General features: G+C 52.5%; 22 protein-coding genes and 1 pseudogene. 2 read left to right on the forward strand and 21 right to left on the reverse strand.

What is annotated here, in order from left to right:
- Window positions 1–62: 62 nt before the first annotated feature.
- Window positions 63–1,493, reverse strand: a complete 1,431-nt coding sequence (locus tag PLD04_00165) for an ABC transporter substrate-binding protein (protein ID HXK66731.1) — start codon at window positions 1,491–1,493, stop codon at window positions 63–65.
- Window positions 1,494–1,557: 64 nt separating this feature from the next.
- A complete protein-coding gene (locus tag PLD04_00170) occupies window positions 1,558–1,947 on the reverse strand; it encodes a hypothetical protein (protein ID HXK66732.1) in 390 nt (129 codons plus the stop codon).
- A gap of 130 nt (window positions 1,948–2,077) precedes the next feature.
- Between PLD04_00170 and PLD04_00175 the strand changes: the two genes are divergently transcribed.
- Complete coding sequence (locus PLD04_00175) at window positions 2,078–2,578, forward strand: hypothetical protein (GenBank protein HXK66733.1); 501 nt, start codon at window positions 2,078–2,080, stop codon at window positions 2,576–2,578.
- Here PLD04_00175 and PLD04_00180 read toward each other — a convergent pair.
- From PLD04_00180 to fusA, 14 genes and pseudogenes are all read right to left on the reverse strand, one after another.
- A complete protein-coding gene (locus PLD04_00180) occupies window positions 2,562–3,263 on the reverse strand; it encodes a hypothetical protein (GenBank protein ID HXK66734.1) in 702 nt (233 codons plus the stop codon). The two genes, PLD04_00175 and PLD04_00180, sit on opposite strands and share 17 nt — an antisense overlap.
- A 3-nt stretch (window positions 3,264–3,266) precedes the next feature.
- Window positions 3,267–3,617: a hydrogenase maturation nickel metallochaperone HypA gene (locus PLD04_00185; GenBank protein ID HXK66735.1), complete on the reverse strand. Its 351-nt coding sequence runs from the start codon at window positions 3,615–3,617 to the stop codon at window positions 3,267–3,269.
- 1 nt (window position 3,618) lies between these two features.
- Window positions 3,619–4,107 carry a hydrogenase maturation protease gene (locus tag PLD04_00190; protein ID HXK66736.1) on the reverse strand — a complete coding sequence of 163 codons (489 nt, stop codon included), beginning with the start codon at window positions 4,105–4,107 and terminating at the stop codon, window positions 3,619–3,621.
- Window positions 4,108–4,245: 138 nt separating this feature from the next.
- Window positions 4,246–5,706, reverse strand: coding sequence for a Ni/Fe hydrogenase subunit alpha (locus tag PLD04_00195; GenBank protein HXK66737.1), 1,461 nt, complete (start codon window positions 5,704–5,706; stop codon window positions 4,246–4,248).
- Between the two features lie 11 nt (window positions 5,707–5,717).
- On the reverse strand, window positions 5,718–6,683 hold the full coding sequence (locus PLD04_00200; protein HXK66738.1) for an oxidoreductase: 966 nt from the start codon (window positions 6,681–6,683) through the stop codon (window positions 5,718–5,720).
- Window positions 6,670–7,137, reverse strand: a complete 468-nt coding sequence (locus PLD04_00205) for a hydrogenase iron-sulfur subunit (GenBank protein ID HXK66739.1) — start codon at window positions 7,135–7,137, stop codon at window positions 6,670–6,672. Before PLD04_00205 ends, PLD04_00200 begins: the two co-directional genes overlap by 14 nt.
- Complete coding sequence (locus tag PLD04_00210; protein ID HXK66740.1) at window positions 7,130–8,884, reverse strand: 4Fe-4S binding protein; 1,755 nt, start codon at window positions 8,882–8,884, stop codon at window positions 7,130–7,132. Before PLD04_00210 ends, PLD04_00205 begins: the two co-directional genes overlap by 8 nt.
- A gap of 11 nt (window positions 8,885–8,895) precedes the next feature.
- The gene (locus PLD04_00215) at window positions 8,896–10,791 is read right to left on the reverse strand and encodes an NADH-ubiquinone oxidoreductase-F iron-sulfur binding region domain-containing protein (protein HXK66741.1); all 1,896 of its coding nucleotides are present in this window, start codon (window positions 10,789–10,791) and stop codon (window positions 8,896–8,898) included.
- A 12-nt stretch (window positions 10,792–10,803) separates the two neighbouring features.
- Window positions 10,804–11,193, reverse strand: coding sequence for a (2Fe-2S) ferredoxin domain-containing protein (locus PLD04_00220; protein ID HXK66742.1), 390 nt, complete (start codon window positions 11,191–11,193; stop codon window positions 10,804–10,806).
- 1 nt (window position 11,194) lies between these two features.
- Window positions 11,195–11,686: an NAD(P)H-dependent oxidoreductase subunit E gene (locus PLD04_00225; GenBank protein HXK66743.1), complete on the reverse strand. Its 492-nt coding sequence runs from the start codon at window positions 11,684–11,686 to the stop codon at window positions 11,195–11,197.
- Between the two features lie 124 nt (window positions 11,687–11,810).
- Window positions 11,811–12,605, reverse strand: a pseudogene (locus PLD04_00230) (FAD-dependent oxidoreductase).
- Window positions 12,592–13,503 (reverse strand): CoB--CoM heterodisulfide reductase iron-sulfur subunit B family protein, encoded by a 912-nt coding sequence (locus PLD04_00235; GenBank protein HXK66744.1) that lies wholly within the window; start codon window positions 13,501–13,503, stop codon window positions 12,592–12,594. Before PLD04_00235 ends, PLD04_00230 begins: the two are co-directional and overlap by 14 nt.
- Entirely contained in the window at window positions 13,500–14,117 is a 618-nt protein-coding gene (locus tag PLD04_00240) for a 4Fe-4S dicluster domain-containing protein (protein ID HXK66745.1), read from the reverse strand. Before PLD04_00240 ends, PLD04_00235 begins: the two co-directional genes overlap by 4 nt.
- 294 nt (window positions 14,118–14,411) lie before the next feature.
- Entirely contained in the window at window positions 14,412–16,481 is a 2,070-nt protein-coding gene (gene fusA, locus PLD04_00245; GenBank protein HXK66746.1) for an elongation factor G, read from the reverse strand.
- A gap of 123 nt (window positions 16,482–16,604) precedes the next feature.
- Between fusA and PLD04_00250 the strand changes: the two genes are divergently transcribed.
- The gene (locus PLD04_00250) at window positions 16,605–16,898 is read left to right on the forward strand and encodes an HU family DNA-binding protein (GenBank protein ID HXK66747.1); all 294 of its coding nucleotides are present in this window, start codon (window positions 16,605–16,607) and stop codon (window positions 16,896–16,898) included.
- A 44-nt stretch (window positions 16,899–16,942) separates the two neighbouring features.
- Here the strand turns inward: PLD04_00250 and PLD04_00255 are convergent, their stop codons facing one another.
- Genes PLD04_00255 through PLD04_00275 form a run of 5 tightly spaced genes read right to left on the reverse strand, consistent with a single transcriptional unit; the run spans window position 16,943 to window position 19,726 of the window.
- Window positions 16,943–17,359: an ATP-binding protein gene (locus PLD04_00255; GenBank protein HXK66748.1), complete on the reverse strand. Its 417-nt coding sequence runs from the start codon at window positions 17,357–17,359 to the stop codon at window positions 16,943–16,945.
- Window positions 17,359–18,075, reverse strand: coding sequence for a PHP domain-containing protein (locus tag PLD04_00260; GenBank protein HXK66749.1), 717 nt, complete (start codon window positions 18,073–18,075; stop codon window positions 17,359–17,361). Before PLD04_00260 ends, PLD04_00255 begins: the two co-directional genes overlap by 1 nt.
- 1 nt (window position 18,076) lies before the next feature.
- Window positions 18,077–18,409 carry a serine kinase gene (locus PLD04_00265; protein ID HXK66750.1) on the reverse strand — a complete coding sequence of 111 codons (333 nt, stop codon included), beginning with the start codon at window positions 18,407–18,409 and terminating at the stop codon, window positions 18,077–18,079.
- A 2-nt stretch (window positions 18,410–18,411) separates the two neighbouring features.
- The gene (locus PLD04_00270; GenBank protein ID HXK66751.1) at window positions 18,412–19,329 is read right to left on the reverse strand and encodes a CBS domain-containing protein; all 918 of its coding nucleotides are present in this window, start codon (window positions 19,327–19,329) and stop codon (window positions 18,412–18,414) included.
- A 34-nt stretch (window positions 19,330–19,363) separates the two neighbouring features.
- Window positions 19,364–19,726: a hypothetical protein gene (locus tag PLD04_00275; GenBank protein ID HXK66752.1), complete on the reverse strand. Its 363-nt coding sequence runs from the start codon at window positions 19,724–19,726 to the stop codon at window positions 19,364–19,366.
- Between the last annotated feature and the right edge of the window lie 116 nt (window positions 19,727–19,842).

A 19,842-nucleotide genomic window follows, 5' to 3' on the forward strand; every position in this document is an offset into this window, starting at 1 on the left:
GTATATAGAGATGACCTCATACGAACCTCCCTCTCAGGCCCGTCGATTTCGACGGGTTTTTTTTATTTAAGCCCGATTTCCTTTCCAAGGACCAGACCGTCCGGTCGTGGCTCCCAATCGAGCTCACGGGAAACAGCGTACGTCTCGTAAATGTTGGCCAATGGAATCATGGGAGCATCCATGATGACCCTTTCTTCAATTTTTTGAAGAAGGGTCAATCTTTTTCGATCATCCATCGCATGGTACGCATCGTGAATAAGCCGATCCACCTCCGGATCTGCGTATCCGAAAGTATTGGAAGCACCGTGGCTTGAAAAGAGGCTGTCCAGCGTGAAGAGTCCGTTTCCGAATCCACTCACGTGGCCCGTAAAGTAACAGGCAGCCTCGCCGTTCAACATCGAAGTCAGGAGTTCATTCCAGGGCACCAGTTTTACGGACAGGTCAATGCCGATCCTCGAAAGCTGTTCGGAAACCATGGTCATGGTGCGCTCTCCCCTTCCGGCAGTCAGGACGGTCAGGTGGACGGGGAGGGGCAGCCCGGATTCTGAAAGGCTTTTCCGGGCCTGTTCCGGATCATAGGTACACGAAAGGCCGGGGTGGAAGCCATAGGCATGAAACGGGACAGGTTGACATGTGGGAAGAGCACGATGACCATATCGCTGCTGGACCAAAGATTTGCGGTCGATACCCAGAAAGATGGCTTTGCGGAGTTCCGGGGAAGTAAAGGGCGATTTTGCAATATTGAACCCAATATAAATCACGGTGAGTCCCAGAGATTCCCGCGGGAGAAAATCGGGATGGGGCTTCTCCAGCAATCGAAGAGCGTCCCGGAAAATATATTTTCCTGATCTGCCCGAGAAGTCCGCAAGTGTCCTGTCAGAGTCCAGGAGGAAAAAGGTTAGCGTGTCGATGTCGGGACAGCCCGCCCAGTAATGGGAGAAGGCCGCAAGCTGCACTTCGTTTTCAGACAGTTTTTTTACCCTGTAGGGACCGGTTCCTGTGCTACCTTCCATGTCGTCCGCAGGCAGGATGGCACCGGCGGTAAGAAGATGAAGGAGACCGCTGAAGGGTCTGGAGGTCGTTATGGTTACCGTTCCCGGCTCAGTGGCCGTTACCGTCTGAATGATCTTGAATTCCTCACTGAGGATGTGGTCCTTCGCATTGACCATATGCTGAATCGACGTCACCACGTCTTCGGAAGTCATGGGGCTTCCATCGTGAAAATAGACATCCTTTCGGAGCCTGAATTTCCAGGTCACATCAGAAAGGGTTTCCCATGATGTAGCCAGGAGAGGAATGATTTCCATGGTCGGGGAATACCCGACAAGGCCCTCGTAGATGTTGGAAGTAACCAGGGCTGTTTCCTGGTCGTTCGGAATCGGGGAAAGATCGAGAATGGGGGTTGAAATGGCTATGTGAACATCAACCGGGGAACGTGAACACCCCGGGACGATGATGCAACATAACACCAGGAGAAACCGTCTCACCATCATTACCTTTGATTGTATAGGAATGGAAGGAGAAGTCAACCGAAGATCAGGGAGTACCTGCAGTACATCAGGAGTGAATCTGTCGTACCATCCGTTGACCTGAGAGGGTCAGAATTCCTTCCTTTAACGTTACTTCGTGGTGCTGGGTCTCTCCACTGCTGAAATCGAGGATGAGACGGTTTCCGGTGAAAGGGTTGTAGCTGATGTTCCATCTGCCTTTCAGTTCGTCGGCATGTCCCGTGAGCTTTTCCTTGACCACGGACAAAATACCCCCGATCCCATGCCCTTTTAGTGAGAAGGTCCCATCATCGTGAATCTGAATATCGAAACCGCTTCCGTCCACCGACTTCCAGTAGCCTGCAAGGTCTTCCTCGTGAACCGGTTTCTGGATGACGATGGCCAGAGTGGCTGTCAGGATAATCAAAAATCCGATCAAAGCAATCCACACGGTGCGCATAAGTTCCTCCATTATTATTGTGTCATAGGCTATGATAGAGAACAAGCATCATGGTTCGCGGGTCACATCATCAGGACAATGACTTCGACTCAGGCGGGCCGACAGCGACGTTTCGACGGAGGTGTTCGTAATGGAAGAAGGCAGATTCATCCAGAATGAAGTATTCATCCTTCTCTTCACCATCCTCACAGCCATCGGCGCTATTGTTGGATTGGTTGCATGGGTGCGAAAACTTCGCAGAAGTGCGGTGCGGGAAATGCAGGAACGAATTGGAAGTATTCCTGTCGTTCGAAAGGATCCATGGGCCAATTTTTTTGGCCTTAAAAGTAAAGGAGGAAAACAGATCCGGGGAAATGGGGCTCTGGCTCTCACGACTTCCAGTCTGATCTTTGTCATGGCGCTTCCCAGGAGGTCTGTTGTGATTCCCCTTGAGAAAATATCAGAGGTCTCCCTCGTTCGCTCCCATTGCGGGAAGTCGATCCTGCGCCCGATTCTGCGGGTCGCATTTCAGACCGATTCAGGCCCGGACTCGGCCGCGTGGGCTCTTCGTGATCCGGAGGAGTGGGCAAAGATGATTACAGAAACCCTTCAAAGGAATTCGAGATGGTCTCCGGCTATGGAAGAGACATGATCCTGTCCAGGATCATTATTTTCTGCCAGATCTTACGAGAAAGACCTGTAGTGAGATTCTCCAGTTCATCCACAGCCCGAAGGGTTGCAGGATCATCAAAATTCTGGATATAGAGCGCGCCGACCTTGGAGATCAGGGCAAGCATTTCACTGCAGTAATCCAGATAGCGCGTTAATTCGTATGGAGTCATTACCCTCCGGGGAGAGGAGGGCGTATGGACTGCATGGGGCTTGATCTTCTCCGGGTCCTTTGTCAGCTGATGCATATCGATGATGTGGGCCATGGATCGGAGCTCGTGGATGGCCCGCAGCACCTTTTTCCGCTTGATCCTGCTTTCCCAGGAGATGAGAAAGAAGATTCCGATGCCGAGAAAAATGAGATCATTGACCGCCGCTTCAACGGCGGAGAGAAAGTCCAGAAGCTGAATGGATTCCATCTGAAGATCGAGCCTTGACACCATTCCTGCCAGAGCAAGACCCATGAGAGAGATACAGAAAAAGACCGCACTCCTAAGCCACAGGTTCGGTCGACGCAACCAGTTGTTCGATTGTGCCGCCTCTGCAACCAGGATCTGAAGCTCATGGGCAACGCGGGAAAGTCCTGATTCTTTAAACCGCTCTTCAATCCGAAGACGAAGGAGATTCGATGTGTCCTCAATTCGAGAGGGATCGAGCGATCGATACATGACCTACCCTTCTCCCGTCTGACGGAACGAGATGTTCACGATATCCAACTCCCTGCCCCCGGTGACTTTGAGGGGTGCTGAACATTCGGGACATACAAAGAACCACGATCCCGGGAGTCTGACCTTGACCTCTCCGCAGGATGGGCAAAACTGCCGGGACGGACAGAATTGGATGTCGAGACGGCTCCCTTCATCGGGTCCTTCCCTTGTGAGAGCTTCCCAGGCAAAATTGAGAAGGTCGGGTTCAACGGCTGAAAGTTCCCCGACTTTGATCCGAACGACATCGATACGGCCGGGGCGCAGATGGAGAACCGACCCTGTGCAGATTGAGTAGATTTCGGAAGCCACGCTCATTTCATGCACGGGAAGGTTGCCCGTCTGAATTGTGAAGCCAGTTTCGAACCTTTTCGTCTACGATATCTACAATTCTCGGAAGAGCAGCCTCGACATCCGGGGTGAGACCTTCAATCATTGTCGCCATATCCTCAACTTCCACGGAGATAATCACAAAGGAGTCTGGAAAGGATACGTCAAGCTGCCTGGCTGCTTCAATCATTTCCGGAAGCCCGGCGTAGTGGGGGGATGGGGAGAGAACACGGCCCAAACGGGAAGGATCGAGCTCTCGCACTGTCCCTGGAGGATGTTGCCCCGTCTGAATTGCATCGATCAGGATGGCATATCGGTATCCGATGAAATGATCCATGAGGGCCATTCCATGTTCGGCGCTCGACTCCAGGTCCGCAACCGACGAGAAGTGGCGTTCCAGAATATCGATGGCCCGCACTCCGATTCCATCATCCCGAAACAGGGGATTCCCCAGACCCAGAATCAGAATCTCAGCCAAGGCGGATTCCTGAGTCCATCCCGATCATCGAAGGCTGCTCTACAGGTGAAAATTCATGAATCATAAAGAGATTATACCTAATCCTGAGGGTACAAGATTACAATTTGAGTACAGCAGGAATCGAAGGCGATACTTGTATTACCGGTGAATCTGTCGAATCTCTCTTCCCCGGGTATCCCGGATGGTGATAAGTAACGGCATCTGGCCCGGCAGAGAGTGGGTCCCGCAGGCATGGCATGGATCGTAGGCCCGAAAAGCCATTTCGACCATGTTCAACAGTCCGTCATTGACGTTACCCTTCTTGATCAGACCCTTTGCGGCTTTATCCACACCCATGGCGATCCGTGCCGCGTTATTTTGCGTGGCGACGATCAGGTTGGCCTTTTTCATGATTCCGTGCTCATCCGTCTCATAGTGGTGAAAGAGTGTTCCCCGGGGAGCTTCAACAACACCATATCCTACGGTTGGAGTCTCCGTGGGAATGGTCCGGACCTCGCTGGAACGAATTTCGGGATCGTGAGAAAGCTCCTTTAGGCGCTCTGCGGAATAGAGAAGCTCAATCAGCCTTGCCCAGTGATTGGCCAGCGTGAAATGAACCGGCCTACCTCCAAGGGTTGACATATACTCCTCGTAGGCCTTTTGAGCCTCCGGGGTGGCCATCCCATCTGCTGCGTTGAGCCTGGCCAGAGGGGCCACCGCATAGATTCCACTTTCCTTTCCGTCAGTAAACCCTTTCCAGCCCACCTCTTTGAGGAATGGAAACTTGATGTATGACCAGGGCTCCACATGCTCGGCCACGGAGTCGAGATAATCCCGCGGAGAAAATTTCCTGAATTCCTTGCCGTCGGGATCGACGACCCGGATCTGTCCGTCATAAAAGTTGACTGCGTTATTTTTATCCACCAGGCCCATGTAGTACGTTTTATGGGTATAGGTGTCCGAAGTAATGACGTTAACGTAATCGGCATTTGAAAGGACGATGTCACGGAAGGCCTGAAGCGAAAAGAGACCGAATTCGATTGTGTGATCCGCAGCCTGTTTTACCCCTGCGATGATTTCGTCCGTGAGGGGCTTCGAAATGCCGCCCGGGAGACCAAAGACGGGGTGGATGGTCTTTCCGGCAATCTGTGTCATCAGATCCCTGAGTTCTTTTCTGGCTCCTATGACCTTCTTTCCGACCTCCAGCCCGACTTTCCCTAAGACGCCCAGGATGTTTCTCTCTGCTTTGGGGGCCTGCGGGCCCACGATGAAATCGGGACCTCCCAGGAAGTAGAAATGGAGGGCATGGTCCTCAACCATGAAGATGTTATAGAGAAGCTCGCGGATCTTTTTGGCTGCGGGAGGTGGTTCCACACGATAGAGGTCATCCAGAGCCTTGGTCGCCGCCATATGGTGTGCCGTCGGGCAGACACCACATATCCTGGGAGTGATCTGGGGCATGGCCTCGCAGGGCCGGCCCTCCGCGAATTTTTCAAATCCCCTGAACTCCGGAACCTGAAAGTAGGCATGGTTTACATCTCCTTCGTCGTTCAGGAAGATATGGATCTTTCCATGCCCTTCAAGGCGTGTGATGGGGTCAACGATAATCTCTCGTCCCATGGAATTCTCCTTCAGTGGTTTCTGCGGTGAAACAGCAGGGAAGCCGGAACGCTGTATCGATAAAAAGTTCCTTCGGGATCCACGAGTTTGGACAGCGCCTCTTTCGCCCTGGATTCATCATCGATGTCCAGGACGGAAGCGAGAAAGGCCAGGGCCTTGGCGCCATAGTCCTTTACCCGGCTTGTTGGTCCGAGGCATCCCGTACAGGGCATGTTTCCGTCAATACAGGGAGTGTCGCATCCAGCCCGTGTCACCGGTCCCATGCAGACCAGGCCCTGTTCCAGGAAACACTTCTCCTGATCGATGATGACTTCTTGGGGTCTCTTCAGATTCTCGATCATCAGCTTGTCGGGCTTGGTATCCTTTCGGCCGCATTCATCGCATTGAGCAATGTCGGGAGCAAGAACCGTTCCTCTGGGGGGAAGTTTGCCGGAGAGGATCGCCCCCAGGGCGTCCTTGATCAGACGAACCGGGGGAGGACATCCGGGAATGTAATATTCGACGGGAATGGTCTGGTCAAGGGTTTTGCAGCCTTCAAGAAAATGGGGAAGCGTAACGGTTCCTTCCTTTACATCCAGAGATTCAGCGGGAAGGATCCCATCGTGATTGGCTGTACTGGGAGTTTCTTTGTATGCACGGTTCAGTAGCGATTCGCGATCGTAAAGGTTTCCGAGACCGGGAATGCCTCCCGTATGGGCACAGCTTCCAAAGGCTATAACCGCCTGGGCTTTTCTTCGGAGCAGGTGCACCATCTCCTCCTGTTCCGACGTACAGATGGCTCCATTGATAAAAGCTACAGCAAATTCGCCGTCCGCCATGGCCTCCACGTCGCTGCGCTTAAAATCGAGGGCAACCGGCCAGAATAGGATATCTACGGCCGCCACCACATCCAAGACACCTTCCGCCAGATCGACAACCGTTTCTTCACAGCCTCCACAGGAGGCACACCAGTAAAAGGCGACCTTAGGCTTGGACATGAACTCCCTCCTCTCCATGAGTGCTTGGAACTGGAATGTCCGGCAGGCCAAGGGGACCCAGCTCCCGTACCGTTTCCGTCATCGTGTTAATGACCTCCTGGACCTTGTGCCCCTCGGAGGCCGAAATCCACTCCAGCCGAAGCCTGTCTTCCTCAATTCCGAAACCTTTCAACAGTTCCTTCAGGACGATGACACGGCGCATGCATTTGTAGTTTCCTTCCTGGTAGTGGCAGTCTCCGGGGTGGCATCCTCCAATCAGAACACCATCGGCACCTTCACGGAATGCCGCCAGGACGAATTGGGGATCGAGACGACCGGAGCACATGATCCGAATGACCCGGACGTTGGGTTCATACACCATGCGTGCAGTTCCGGCAAGATCGGCTGCCGTATATGTGCACCAGTTACAGAAGAAGGCCACGATTTTGGGCTCAAAGGTTTTATCGTCAGACATAGTTCAGCACCCCCTTGATCTCGTCGAAGATGAGAGAATCCATGAAGAGATGTTGCTGGGCCGCCCCGGAGGGACAGGCCGCAACGCAGGTCCCGCACCCCTTGCAGAGAGCCTCGTTAATCGTAGATTTCTTCTTTTCCCCTTCATAGGTGATCGCGCTGTAGGGGCAGAGGGGAACACAGGTTTTGCACCCTGAACATAGATCCTCTTCCACCCAGGCGGTATTGGGCTCCAGGGTTACATACCCCCGATCGATCAGGGCCAGAGCCATGGAGGCTGCGGCTCCAGCCTGAGCTACCGTTTCCGGAATATCCTTGGGTCCCTGACAGGTTCCCGCAAGAAAGATTCCATCGGTAAAGGTGCTGACTGGAGCGAGCTTGGGGTGCTGTTCAAGGAACCATCCCTCCTGGCTGCAGGAAATGTTAAAGAGCCGCCGGACATCTTCGGCGTCCGGGCGGGCTTCGAGTCCCACGGCAAGGACGACCATATCCACCGGCACACGTCGAACCGATCCGACCAGCGTGTCCTCCGCGCGAATCACGAGTTTTCCCTTTTCCTCATCGGTTACGGCCCAGTCGGTCACCTCGGCTACCCTGCCTCGGACAAAGTGAGTTCCCTCTTCCTTCAGACGGTCGTAAAATTCTTCATACCCTTTTCCTGGCGTCCGCATATCGATGTAAAAGTTGTACACCTCCGCTCCCGAACGCTCTTTGACCAGGTGGGCCAGCTTCAGGGAGTACATGCAGCAGACTTTGGAACAGTGCGTATTATATCTGTCGTCGCGGGAGCCCACACAGTGGATGATCCCGACCCGTCTGGGAGCACCCCCGTCTTTTAAAAAGACCTTGCCCCCGGTGGGACCGGACGCGTTGAGCATCCGTTCCATGTCAAGGCTCGTGAAGACATTGGGAAGCTTGCCATACCCGTATTCGGGGATTCGCTTCGCGTCGAATGTCTGGAATCCCGTGGCAAGGATGATGCTTCCCACATCAACCTCCTCGAAAGAATCCTCCTGTGTATGGTTAATGGCTCCCGGTTCGCATACCGATTCGCAGACCTTGCATTCTCCCGTCTTGAAATGGATGCAGGAGTCCCGATCGATCACGGGCATGTGGGGTACAGCCTGCATGAAGGGAATGTGTATCGGGGTGCGCGGACCCAGAGGAAGGACTTCTCGAACGGCCACTTCCTCGTTCTCAATCGTAATGCAGTTTGTCGGGCAGACATAGGCACAGGCACCGCAGGCAATGCATTGCTCCGAAGTTCGGTCGTATGCTGTAGAAACGTATCGTTTCGGTCCCCGGTTGAAGAAACTGAGTACATTCGCACCGACAACATCCGAGCACACGCGAACGCATAACCCGCAGAGGATACAGTCGTCATCCCCCCGGCCGAACCTCGGTTCCACGATGCCATACTCTTCCGCCAGTTCTTCAAGAATGGCAACATGTCCCGACTGAGCCATAAGCCATTCCAGGATTAATTTACGATTTCTCCTGACGCGGTCTGTATCGGTCAGAACTTCCAGACCCTCTGTCACAGGATAATTGCAGGACGTGACAATTCTTGTTCGGTTTCGGATCTTTACTTCGACACCGCAGATACGGCACGCCCCATAGGGTTCAATGATGGGGTGGTGACAGAGTGTGGGAATCTTGATCCCCATCTTTTCCGCCACGCTGAGAATTGTAGCCCGTTCCGGTGCTTCGGTCTGGATTCCATTGATCGTTAACGTAACTGTTTTCATGGCCGTCCCCCTTACGCGTGCATGACGGCGTCCCGTTTGCAAACCTCAACACAGGCACCGCACTTGATACATTTGCTCTCAATAATGGAGTGGGCTTGCTTCACCTCACCAAGAATTCCGTTTGTCGGGCAGGCACGAACGCATGCATGGCACCCGTCGCACCGGTCCGGATTGATGTAGTAAGAAATCAAATCCTTGCAGACACCACCGGGGCATTTATGGTCCTGAATATGACATTCGTACTCGTCCCTGAAATAGCGGATGGTCGTGAGTACCGGATTCGGAGCAGAGGTGCCCAGGGCACACAGACAGCAATCCTGCATGACTTCGCCCATCTCCTCCAGGATTTCTACATCACCATCCCTTCCCTTACCTTCGACAATCCTGTCCAGAATTTCCGTGCTTCGTCGAAGGCCTTCCCTGCACGGGACGCATTTTCCACATGATTCGTCTGCAAGAAATTTGACGAAAAATCGAGCTGAATCCACAAGACATGTGCCTTCGTCCAGTATGACCATTCCCCCGGACCCCATCATGGTTCCGGCATCATTCAGACTGTCGAAATCGACGGAACGATCAAGGAACTGTGCCGGGAGAAACCCTCCGGAAGGTCCTCCGGTCTGTACGGCTTTAAAATCTCTTCCCCGGGGGATGCCACCTCCGATGTCGTAAATGATTTCTCTGAGCGTGATTCCCATGGGTACCTCAATCAATCCCGTATTGTTCACGGTTCCAGACAGGGAAAAGACTTTGGTTCCCGTGCTTCCTCCCCACGGGTTTTCACTGACGTCTCCCGTTCCCATTGAGGTAAACCATGAAGCTCCGCGCAGAATGATCAGGGGGATATTGGCGAGAGTTTCAACGTTATTGAGCAGGGAGGGGCCATCTTTATATCCATACTCAACCGTATGAATATACTTAGCCCTCGGCTCACCTACCTTTCCCTCCAGAGATGCCATAAGCGCTGTTGACTCGCCACAGACGAAGGCGCCGGCTCCCTGAACGATCTTAATGTCGAACTCAACTTTCGTGCCAAGAATGTTTTCACCCAGAAGTCCGAGGGCCCGTGCCTGCTCGAGGGCTTTTTCCAGTCGCTTTCTTGCCAGGGGGTATTCCTGGCGTACATAGACGAAACCCCTGCGAGCCCCTACAGCGTAAGCCGCGATGGTCATTCCCTCAATCACTGCGTGGGGATCGCATTCGATAATACTTCGATCCATAAAGGCACCAGGATCTCCTTCGTCTGCGTTGCAGATTACGACCGGTTCGATCGGGCGCTGGGTTAGAGGCTTTGTAAAACGGTCTCCTCCTGCTTCTTTTGTCAGCTGTTCCATACGCTCGGCGTTCTGTTTTTTGGCCGCATGACGGCATGTTTCCCATTTAATACCTGCCGGAAAGCCACCACCCCCCCGTCCCCGCAGAGCAGAAGCTTTAATCTCGGAAATGACATCCTCCGGGGTCATTTCCGTGAGGGCTTTCGCCAGGGCCATGTACCCGTCCGCTGCGATATAGTCCTCAATTCGTTCTGGATCGATCAGACCCCGGTTGCGCAACACAACAATTTTCTGTTTTGCAAAGAAGGGGATTGTATTCAGTGTGGGAACGGGTGCAGTCTCGTCGGGTGGGGTATAAAGAAGTTTTTGGAGAGGTCGACCCTTGAGGAAGTGCTCCTCAACAAGGATAGGTACGTCCTTGGGTGTGACTTTGCAATACAGGACGCCATCGGGCTGAACGATCACAATCGGCCCTTCGGCGCAAAATCCCTGGCAACCCGTCGCGATGACCTGAACTTCCTCTTTCAGGCCCTTTCGTTCAATCTCACGCTCCATATCCAGCTTCAAATTGAAGGAACCGCTGGATACACAGCCGGTACCTCCACATAAGAGAACATTCATTCGGTAGGGCATCGCTATTCCTCCTTACCCCGTGGTCTCACTGCCAACTCCGAGAGCATATTCCTGAACGATGGCGCCTCCAAGGATATGGTCTCGGAAAATCGTGACGATTTTTTCTCCGGTAAGGTCCACGTATTTGACGGGAGCGTGGCCCTTGATCTCCACCGTAGCCATCGGTTCGCGGCTGCAGAGACCGGCACAGCTTGATGACGTCACAATGACGTCCGTTACGTTTTGTGCCTCGATTTCTTTCATGAGAGCATTCAGCACATCCCGGGCACCTGCTGCGATTCCACAGGTCCCCATATGGACAATGATTCGAGCCCGTGCGGCACCGGAACGGACCGTCATCTGTCTCCTGTGCTGCTCCTTGATCTTCTTTAAATCCTCAATCGTGATCTTTCTGAGTTCCATGTCAGGCCTCCTCTCCCGCCCGATCCGTTTCTGCTTTCTTTCGATACCGTTCTACAATTTTGGGAACCTGAGCCTGGGTAACCTTCCCGATTACATCCAGACCCACCGTGACAACAGGAGCAAGTCCGCAGCAACCGGGACAATTGATCGTATGGAGGCTGAAGAGTCCATCTTTGGACCGCTGGTTTTCCTCGATCCCAAGCTCCCTGGAAAAGGCGTCCACCAATTTGGGAGCTCCCAGAACATAACAGGCAGTACCCATGCAGACGTGAATCGGATATCGGCCAACCGGTTCGAGGCTGAAAGCACGGAAAAAGGTCGCAATGCTTAAGACGCGCGTGAGCGGGACACCGACCCGGTCTGCCACTTTCTGAATCAAAGGCTCCGGAAGATGGTAGAACTCATCCTGGCAGTCAAGCAGGATGGCGATGATATTTTCAATGTCCGCGTCATGTTTGTTGATGATTTCGTTTACTCTGGCTAGGTCGACCATATTGCCTCCTTTAATTCTTCGGAGATTCGCCGGAAGGAGGATCGGTGATGGGAATGACCCTTGCCAGGGGGGGAGTCTGACCGATCGTCAGGGCTCCCTTTCGAATGACCCGGGTTTCGGGGATCATCTTGGCGGGGCAGGCCTCCCAGCACGCTCCACAGCCGGTACATTTGGTCGTGTCGACATAGCGTGATTTATGTCGAATTCTTACCTTGAAATTTCCAACGTAGCCCGATACTTCCTCAACTTCCGAATAGGTCATGAGATTAATTCCGGGGTGCTTGTCAACCTGGACCATTTTGGGAGTAAGAATGCAGGCAGAGCAGTCCAATGTGGGAAAGGTCTTGTCGAACTTGGCCATGTGGCCACCGATCGAGGATTCCCGTTCCACCAGGTAAACATTCTTTCCGGAATCAGCGAGGGTCAGGGCAGCCTGTATCCCTGCAATACCGGCACCCACAACCATGACATCGGGATGAACATCCACCTTTCGAACTTCCAGGGCTTCATGGCCGGCCACGCGGTACACGGCTCCTGCGACGAGGGCCATGGCCTTCCGGGTAGCCTTTTCCGGATCACGGGTGACCCAGGATACATGTTCACGAATATTGGCCATCTGAAAGAAGAAGGGATTTTTCCCGGCGTCCCCCAGGGCACGACGAAACGTGGGCTCGTGCATAAGCGGAGAACAGGATGCAACGACGACACGGTCCACGCCATGATCGCGGACATCATCCTTGATCGTGACCTGGCCCGGATCCGAACACATGAATTTGTACTCTCGAGCTACAGCGACGTGGGGAAGGGTGGATGCGAATTTCACAACTTCTGTCACATCCACTTTGCTGGCAATGTTGATGCCGCAATGACAGATATAGACTCCGATTCGAGGTTCACTTCCTCCGTTACCCTTGGACATGGACGCCTCCCTTTGTGTAGGTCGACATCGAGAACGGAACAAATAACCGCTTGAATCCCAGCTTGCTTTCGGGAATTCCCAGAGCCAGACCGATTAGTTGACTGAAAAATACGACGGGGATCGTGATGTCCTCGCCATAGGCTTTATTGATTTTTTTCTGAAAACACTCCAGGTTGAACTGGCAGAAGGGGCAGGCCGTGGCAATGACATCGGCCCCGCGTTCCTTTGCCTCCTTGAGCAGGATGTAATTCAGGCGCATCCCAACCTCATCCAGTGTCCCCATGAGCGATCCACCGCAGCATCGTGTCTTCAGGGGCCAGTCAATGGTTTCCGCTCCCAGCGCCGAAAAGAGCCGGTCCATGGAAGTGGGATTGACTGGATCGTCAAAGGTTGCATAGGGACGAACCAGGAGGCATCCATAATAGGAGGCCACCTTCAGAGGGGCCAGAGATCGTCTTGTCTGGCTCTTTAGCCGTCCGAGGTCGTATTCATTCAGAAAGACATCCAACGGATGGCGGACTCCCGTCGATCCCGTATAAGATAATCCTGCTTCATCCAGAGCTCCCATGACGGTAGTATGGACTTCTGGATATTCATTGATGTAATGCTGGGTTTTGTTCAGAACCATGTAGCATGCGCTGCACGGTGTAATGAGTGCGTTCACATCCTTGTCTCCGACAGCAAGCTGTGATTCAGCGATGGCCAGATTTCGGGCCGCAAGACCAAAGGCCTTGTACTCATCAATGGCCATATATGCAGTCGCCCCGCAGCAGTTCCAGTCCTCAAGCTCTTCAATTTCGATGTTCAGATGCCTCCAGACGGCAAGGAGGGATTCCCTGTAAGCTTTGGACGTGGTTTTCTGGGTACAGCAGCACCCCGGATAGACCAGGTATTTCATAGAGCCTCCTTTACGGGAAACCGGAGCACGGCGGCCCGGCGATCCAGGGCGGTCAGGAGACGTTTCAGCTGTTTCCGGTTTTTGATTGTGTCCTGGTTCATAGCCATTCTGCCCTTCAGGAAGAGCTTCAGCCCCAGGAAAGATTTTCCAATGTGCTTCAAGGGATTCGTTTTGAGGTACATCCTCATGACAACCCTGCCCTCACTCATCCTGCCGTGCTTGGCGACGCTGGCGAAAAATTCTTTCGCCAGGACGGGAATCGTGAACCCCGGTGGATGGGTTTTTTCCCGGATTGCCTCCCGCTTGAGGTTGTACATCAGATCGGTGATTTTGATCTCCTTCGGACAGGAGGCCGTGCAGGAGTAGCAGGAGGCGCAAAGCCATATCGTAAAGGATTTCAACACTTCATCTCGAAATCCTTCCCGAACCATTGCAATGATCCGTCGGGGCGTGTAGTCCATGTAAATGGAGAGAGGGCAGGTGGCACTACACGTCCCGCACTGAATGCATTTAGACAGGGTTTCACCACCGGGCTTACTTGTGAATTCTTTAGCAAAACTGGATGTAAGGTCACCTTCGTAGGTGATCTTTCGTGGAAAGCATTCCTTTACCATAGAGGCACCTCCTGGGATGCTCTCTGGCGCACGAGTCCTCTAAATGTCTGTATTTGCTGAGTATTCTTGGCGCAGTGTCCGGGGTGTGGCCATTGGCATCTCCTTGTATGAATTCATCATAGACCTGTGATTCCGACTTGTCAAGTAAATGTGAAAAAATAGACATATTGATCCATGGTCATGATCTCAAGTGGCAATACAGCAATTCCTCCCGCGGGGAGGAATTGAAGTGGATTGGGTTGGGAGGCTGATCCGTCAGAGGAGGCTCGAACGGATCAAAGGGACAAAAGAGGGCTAGTCTTCTTCCTCTTTCTCGCGCCTGGCTTCGGCAATAATCTTGTCCTGAACCTGTTTCGGGGCTTCTTCGTAATGGGAAAACTCCATGTGGAAGGAACCCTGGCCCTGGGTAAAGGAACGAAGATCAGAGGCGTAGGAAAGGACTTCGGCCAGGGGGACCTGTACATGAATAACCCGCACGTCTCCTTCAATATCCATACCGGAAACCCTTCCTCTGCGTCCATTCAGATCGCCCATTACGTCGCCCATGTAGTCTTCCGGGGTAAAAACGTCCATATTCATGATCGGTTCCAGGATGGTGGCCCCGGCACGGTCGCAGGCCTGTTTGAATCCCATCGATCCGGCAATTTTGAATGCCATTTCCGAAGAGTCGACCGGGTGCTCCTTTCCGTCGATGAGCGTTACCTTGAAATCGATCACGGGGTACCCTGCCAGAAATCCCTTGGCAGCGGCTTCCTGAATACCCTTATCCACGGCAGGCCGGTAACTATGGGAAATGGAACCGCCAAAAATCTTGTCCACAAATTGGTACCCCTCCCCTCGAGGCTGGGGCTCGACAATAAAAGCACATTCCGCGAATTGACCGCGCCCACCTGTTTGTTTTTTGTGCCTGTAGGTGGTCTCCGCCTTCTTTGTTATCGTCTCTTTGTAGGGAACCTTGGGAGGCTTCAGATTTACCTCGACACCGTAGCGCTTCTTAAGCTTGGCCACAACGATTTCAATATGGAGCTGTCCGGTACCGGACAGGATCTGCTCCTTGGTCTGGAGATCACGGCTCACGTGAAGAACGGGATCTTCCTCACAGATCCGGAGAAGGGCAGCGGCGATCTTGTCCTCATCGCCCTTGCTCTTGGGTTCAACGGCAAAGGAAATCGCAGCCTCCGGAAAAACTACGGGAGGATACTTGACGGGATTGGATTTTTCGCAGAGAGTATCTCCCGTGAGGGTTTCCTTGAGCTTCATCACGGAACCAATATCGCCCTGATGAGCATCGGAGACGGAGGTGGGTGTCTTGCCGTCAAGGAAGTTAATGGCTCCGAATCGTTCGATATTCTCGGTCCGGGGATTCAGGAGCTGGGCATCGGATTTCAGGGCACCCGTGATGACGCGGAAGATGTTGATCCTCCCTGCAAAGGGGTCGGAGATGGTTTTAAATACATAGAGCGACGTACCGGAAGGGTCCTTGTCCTCTCCGCTGACCGGGTTGACTCCCCTGTACGTACGATGGGTGGGATCAGGGGCAAAGGTGATCAGGTGGTCCATGAGGGTATGAATTCCAAGGATCTGATAGGCGGATGTGAAGACGACCGGCATGATGTCACCCTTCAGAATGCCTTCCCTGAGCCCCTTAAGGATGTCATCCTCAGGCAGGTCACCCTCTTCGAAATAGCGCTCCATCAGGGCTTCATTGCTTTCTGCGATCTTTTCCACGAGGGCTTCCCGGGATGAGTTTAGTGATTCACTGATTTCCCCGGGTACGTCACCTTCGGTAACAACTGCTTTACCGTGTTCTCCAAGAAAAGCTTTCTTTGATAGAACATCGGCAACGCCCGCAAAAGAAGATTCCTTTCCAATCGGCAGATTCAGAGGAATCACACCATTTCCGTACTTATCCTGAAGCTTCTGAAGGACGGCGAGAGGATCGGCATGCTCCTTGTCGACTTTGTTGATGATAAAGAAGATGGGTAAACCGTTCTCCCTGGCAAGCTTAACCGCTTTATCGGTCTGAATTTCCAGGCCGTTGACAGCGTTTACGACGATTCCCGCCACGTCTCCCGCCCTCATGGCGGAGCTGGTCTCTGCAAAGAAGATGGCGTAACCCGGAGTGTCAATCAGATTGAACTTGTGGTTCTTGTATTCACAGAAGGCAACCGCGCTCTGTATGGATATTTTTCGTTCCACCTCATTCTCATCGAAGTCGGTGGGCGCGTTTCCATCGTCCACGGTCAATAACCGATTCACCTTGCCCGATGCGAAGAGAAAGCTGGATGTAAGCGTTGTCTTACCGGAAGCGTTGTGACCGGCAAGCACGAGGTTGCGGATATGGGGCGTCTCATAGACTTTCATGGGGGACCTCCCGAACAAATTGAGGAGCCATTATACCATTCCATGCAAGGGGATGATAGTTGACACGTTAGTGAAAAGGTGTATACTCGGACCGATGTAGAGACTAACTTTTAAGGAGGCATTATGAACAAAACTGAACTGGTGAAGAAGCTTGCCAAACAGACGGGTCTTTCCCAGGTCAAGGCTGCCGAGGTTGTGGATGCGCTTTTTGACGCACGCCCAAAGAAGGGGATCATTGCAACAGAACTGGATGCCGGACGCAAGGTAATCGTTCCCGGCTTCGGATCCTTCTTCACACGCCGCCGAAAAGCCCGTGAGGGAAGAAATCCCGCCACCGGATCCACCATCAAGATTCCTGCCCGGAACTACCCGGTCTTCAAGCCCGGAAAGACCCTCAAGGAAAGAATTGAAAAGTAAGTTTCTCACTATGTAAATGACAACCGCCCCCAGGGGCGGTTTTTTTATGCTTTCTTGAAATCCAGATCAACGTTGATGTCCGGATGAGCATTTACCAGAACCTTCAGGGTAGTGTTCAGATCCCCCAGAGGAATCATATCAATATGGTCAGTGTGAAACCGTGCGGTGACCCGGGTTCCGGTTCCGGCTTCACTCGATAACTGAAGATCTCCTCCGGTCTGCTCCGCGGCCTGAGACAATAGCGGGAGTCCCATTCCAATTCGTTTCCCCTTTTTTGTTGTGAAAAACGGATCCCTGGCCTTTTCCATTTCATCGGAACTCATTCCTCGACCGTTGTCTTCGATGACCAGGGTCAGCAGGGAATTTTCCTCATCCACAGTGAAGGTAATCCTGATACGGGTTGCGCCTGCAAGGATGGAATTTTGAACAACGTCCAGGATATGAAGGGAGAGATCTTCCATCAGATTTTGATCTGACGACCGTCTCGGCTGTGGATCGCCAAAAATAATTCCTGAAATGAAAGGGTGTCCATGAAACATCGAGTGACACGGTCACCAATCTGTGCAGGTTCATGGGCATCGGAAGATGCAAGGATCGTATATCCTTCCAGTTCGGGAGGAATCAACTTTGAATTCCGAAGCTCTACCGCGTCCAGCTTTAGATCTGGAGGAACAAACCCCAGTTGTCCCAGTAACCCAAACCCTTCTCTGTCCGCATGAGCTGAGATTGCAATCCCGTCTCTCGCGTGGATCTCAGACACGGTTTCTTCCAGAGAAAGAGTGGTGGCTCCCATAAGAAGCTTATCGTGAAATCCCTGAACCTCATGGTCTGCATTGGCAATTACCTGATCTCTGCGCATCCACTCATCGGTGCACATCGAAAGGCCCCGTTCCACAAGGACTCCCATGGAATCAAGGGTCTTTTCATCCGGAAAGATTCCCAGAATATGAACTTCTTCCCTCGTAGTGATCTCAATTCCACCAAAAACAGTGAGGCCCTCCCGGGCGCCAGCTTCAACCAGAGCGGGAACGTTCCTCACCGTATTATGGTCACAAATAGCCAGACCGTCGATCCCTTTACCCTTTGCACGGGCAGCAATCGTGCGGGGAGCCATGTCGAGCGATGCGCAGGGCGAAAGACAGGTGTGAATATGCAGATCCAGTATGTACCATCTCATTTCATGGCTGAAAACCGAGCTCCCAGAGCCTTCCCGATATTTCGTAGGCAGAGAGTGGAGTGCCCAGCAATACGACGCGTTCGTTCTCCGCTTTTGAAATGACTTCAGGTTCGGGGATTCTTCCATTCACGATCAGGATTCCTGGAAACTCCTTCATTACCGCAACCGGAATAATGTTCGGATGCATCTGAATTGTAATCCAGAGACACCCGATACAGGCACGGGCCAGGACATCACTGAGAAGATCTCCCGAATAGCACCCCTTTATGGATCGATCCAGAGACAGGTTCTGCGTATACAGCGTCAGGTTTAAGGATGAAACAATGGATTTCATGATCATGGTACCTTTACCTCAAACTCCAGATGGGTATACCGACCCATTTCGGAAGTCAACTGCATCCAGTCCGAATGTTTCCTAATATTGGGAAGTCCCATTCCCGCACCAAATCCCAGCTCCCTAACCCAGTCTGGAGCTGTGGAGTACCCGGCTTCCATTGCTTTCTCAATGTCCGGAATCCCGGGACCCTGATCCAGTACGCGAATCTGGATAAGATCCTTTTGAAGATCCGCTACAATCCGTCCTCCATGTGTGTATATAACAAGATTCATCTCTGCCTCGTAGGTGGATATAGCGATACGGCGGACGATTTCCGGATGGATTCCCAATCTGAGAAGGTTCGTTCTCAACTGGCTGGAAGCTTCTCCGGCTCGATCAAAATTCCCTCCCCGGACGGAAAACTCAAAGATCAGATGAACCTCATCGGCGGTCACATCGTTAAAAATGTGACTTGCCCTGTACCGTAATATTTCTTCCTCCCGGTAGTCGACATCCATCTTCTTCAGCAATGCTCGGATGATGTCGCCCTTCGTTAAAATTCCGACCACGGAATGATCATTTCGATCCAGTACCGGAAGCCGTCCATATCCAAAACGCTCAAAAATCTGAATGGCTTTTACAACAGGTTCGTCGGAATAAACTGTGACAACCGACCGTGTCATTAAAGAGGAGACACGGCGATTAAGTTCATTATTTACGAGACATTTAATGACATCCTCGATGCTGATTAACCCGCACAACTTTCCCTTGTCAATAACGGGAAGGCCGGATATGCGGCGTTTTCGTAATATCTGGCTTACCGTGGAGATCTGGGTTCGGGGATGGATGGTAAGAACGTTTCTTGTCATTGCCTGGGCAACGTGAAGCTCGTATGCCAGTTCCTGGACCCGGGTTGCTACTTCTTCCCTGGGGTTCATGACACCATGCGTTCCTTGAATCGATCTCTTTGCCTCATAATGCGGAGATGAGTCTGGTGGGCTGACCCAGGCCTGCAGAATAAAGCTTTCCGCAGCTGTCAAAGAGAAAGAGGTTCGTGGAGAGCAGGATAATTCCTCGTTCTCTGGCCATATCTATCATTCGTTGCGTAGGATGTTTTCCGCGGACAAAACAAATTACCTGAATGGAAGCCATTTCTGCTGTGTAGATAACCTGTGGGGTCGCAAGTCCCGTCAGGAGAATGGTGTTGGGCTTGACCAGAGACAGGACATCACTCATAAGATCGGATCCGCAGCCATTCAGAATATCAAAATTTGGATTTTCGGGCTCTACGTGAATTTCCGCCTCAAGAATATCCCGGATTTGTTCCAGCTTCATAGTCCCTCCCTATCGTATATGATAATGCACCTTTGGAATCTTTCCTAGTGAGGTAAAGTGAGGCCTCAGTCGAGGTATAATGTTCAGTAGTATCGCCGTTGAGGAAAGGAGCCCAT

Source organism: Thermoanaerobaculia bacterium, assembly GCA_035593605.1.
GTDB lineage: Bacteria > Acidobacteriota > Thermoanaerobaculia > UBA2201 > DAOSWS01 > DAOSWS01.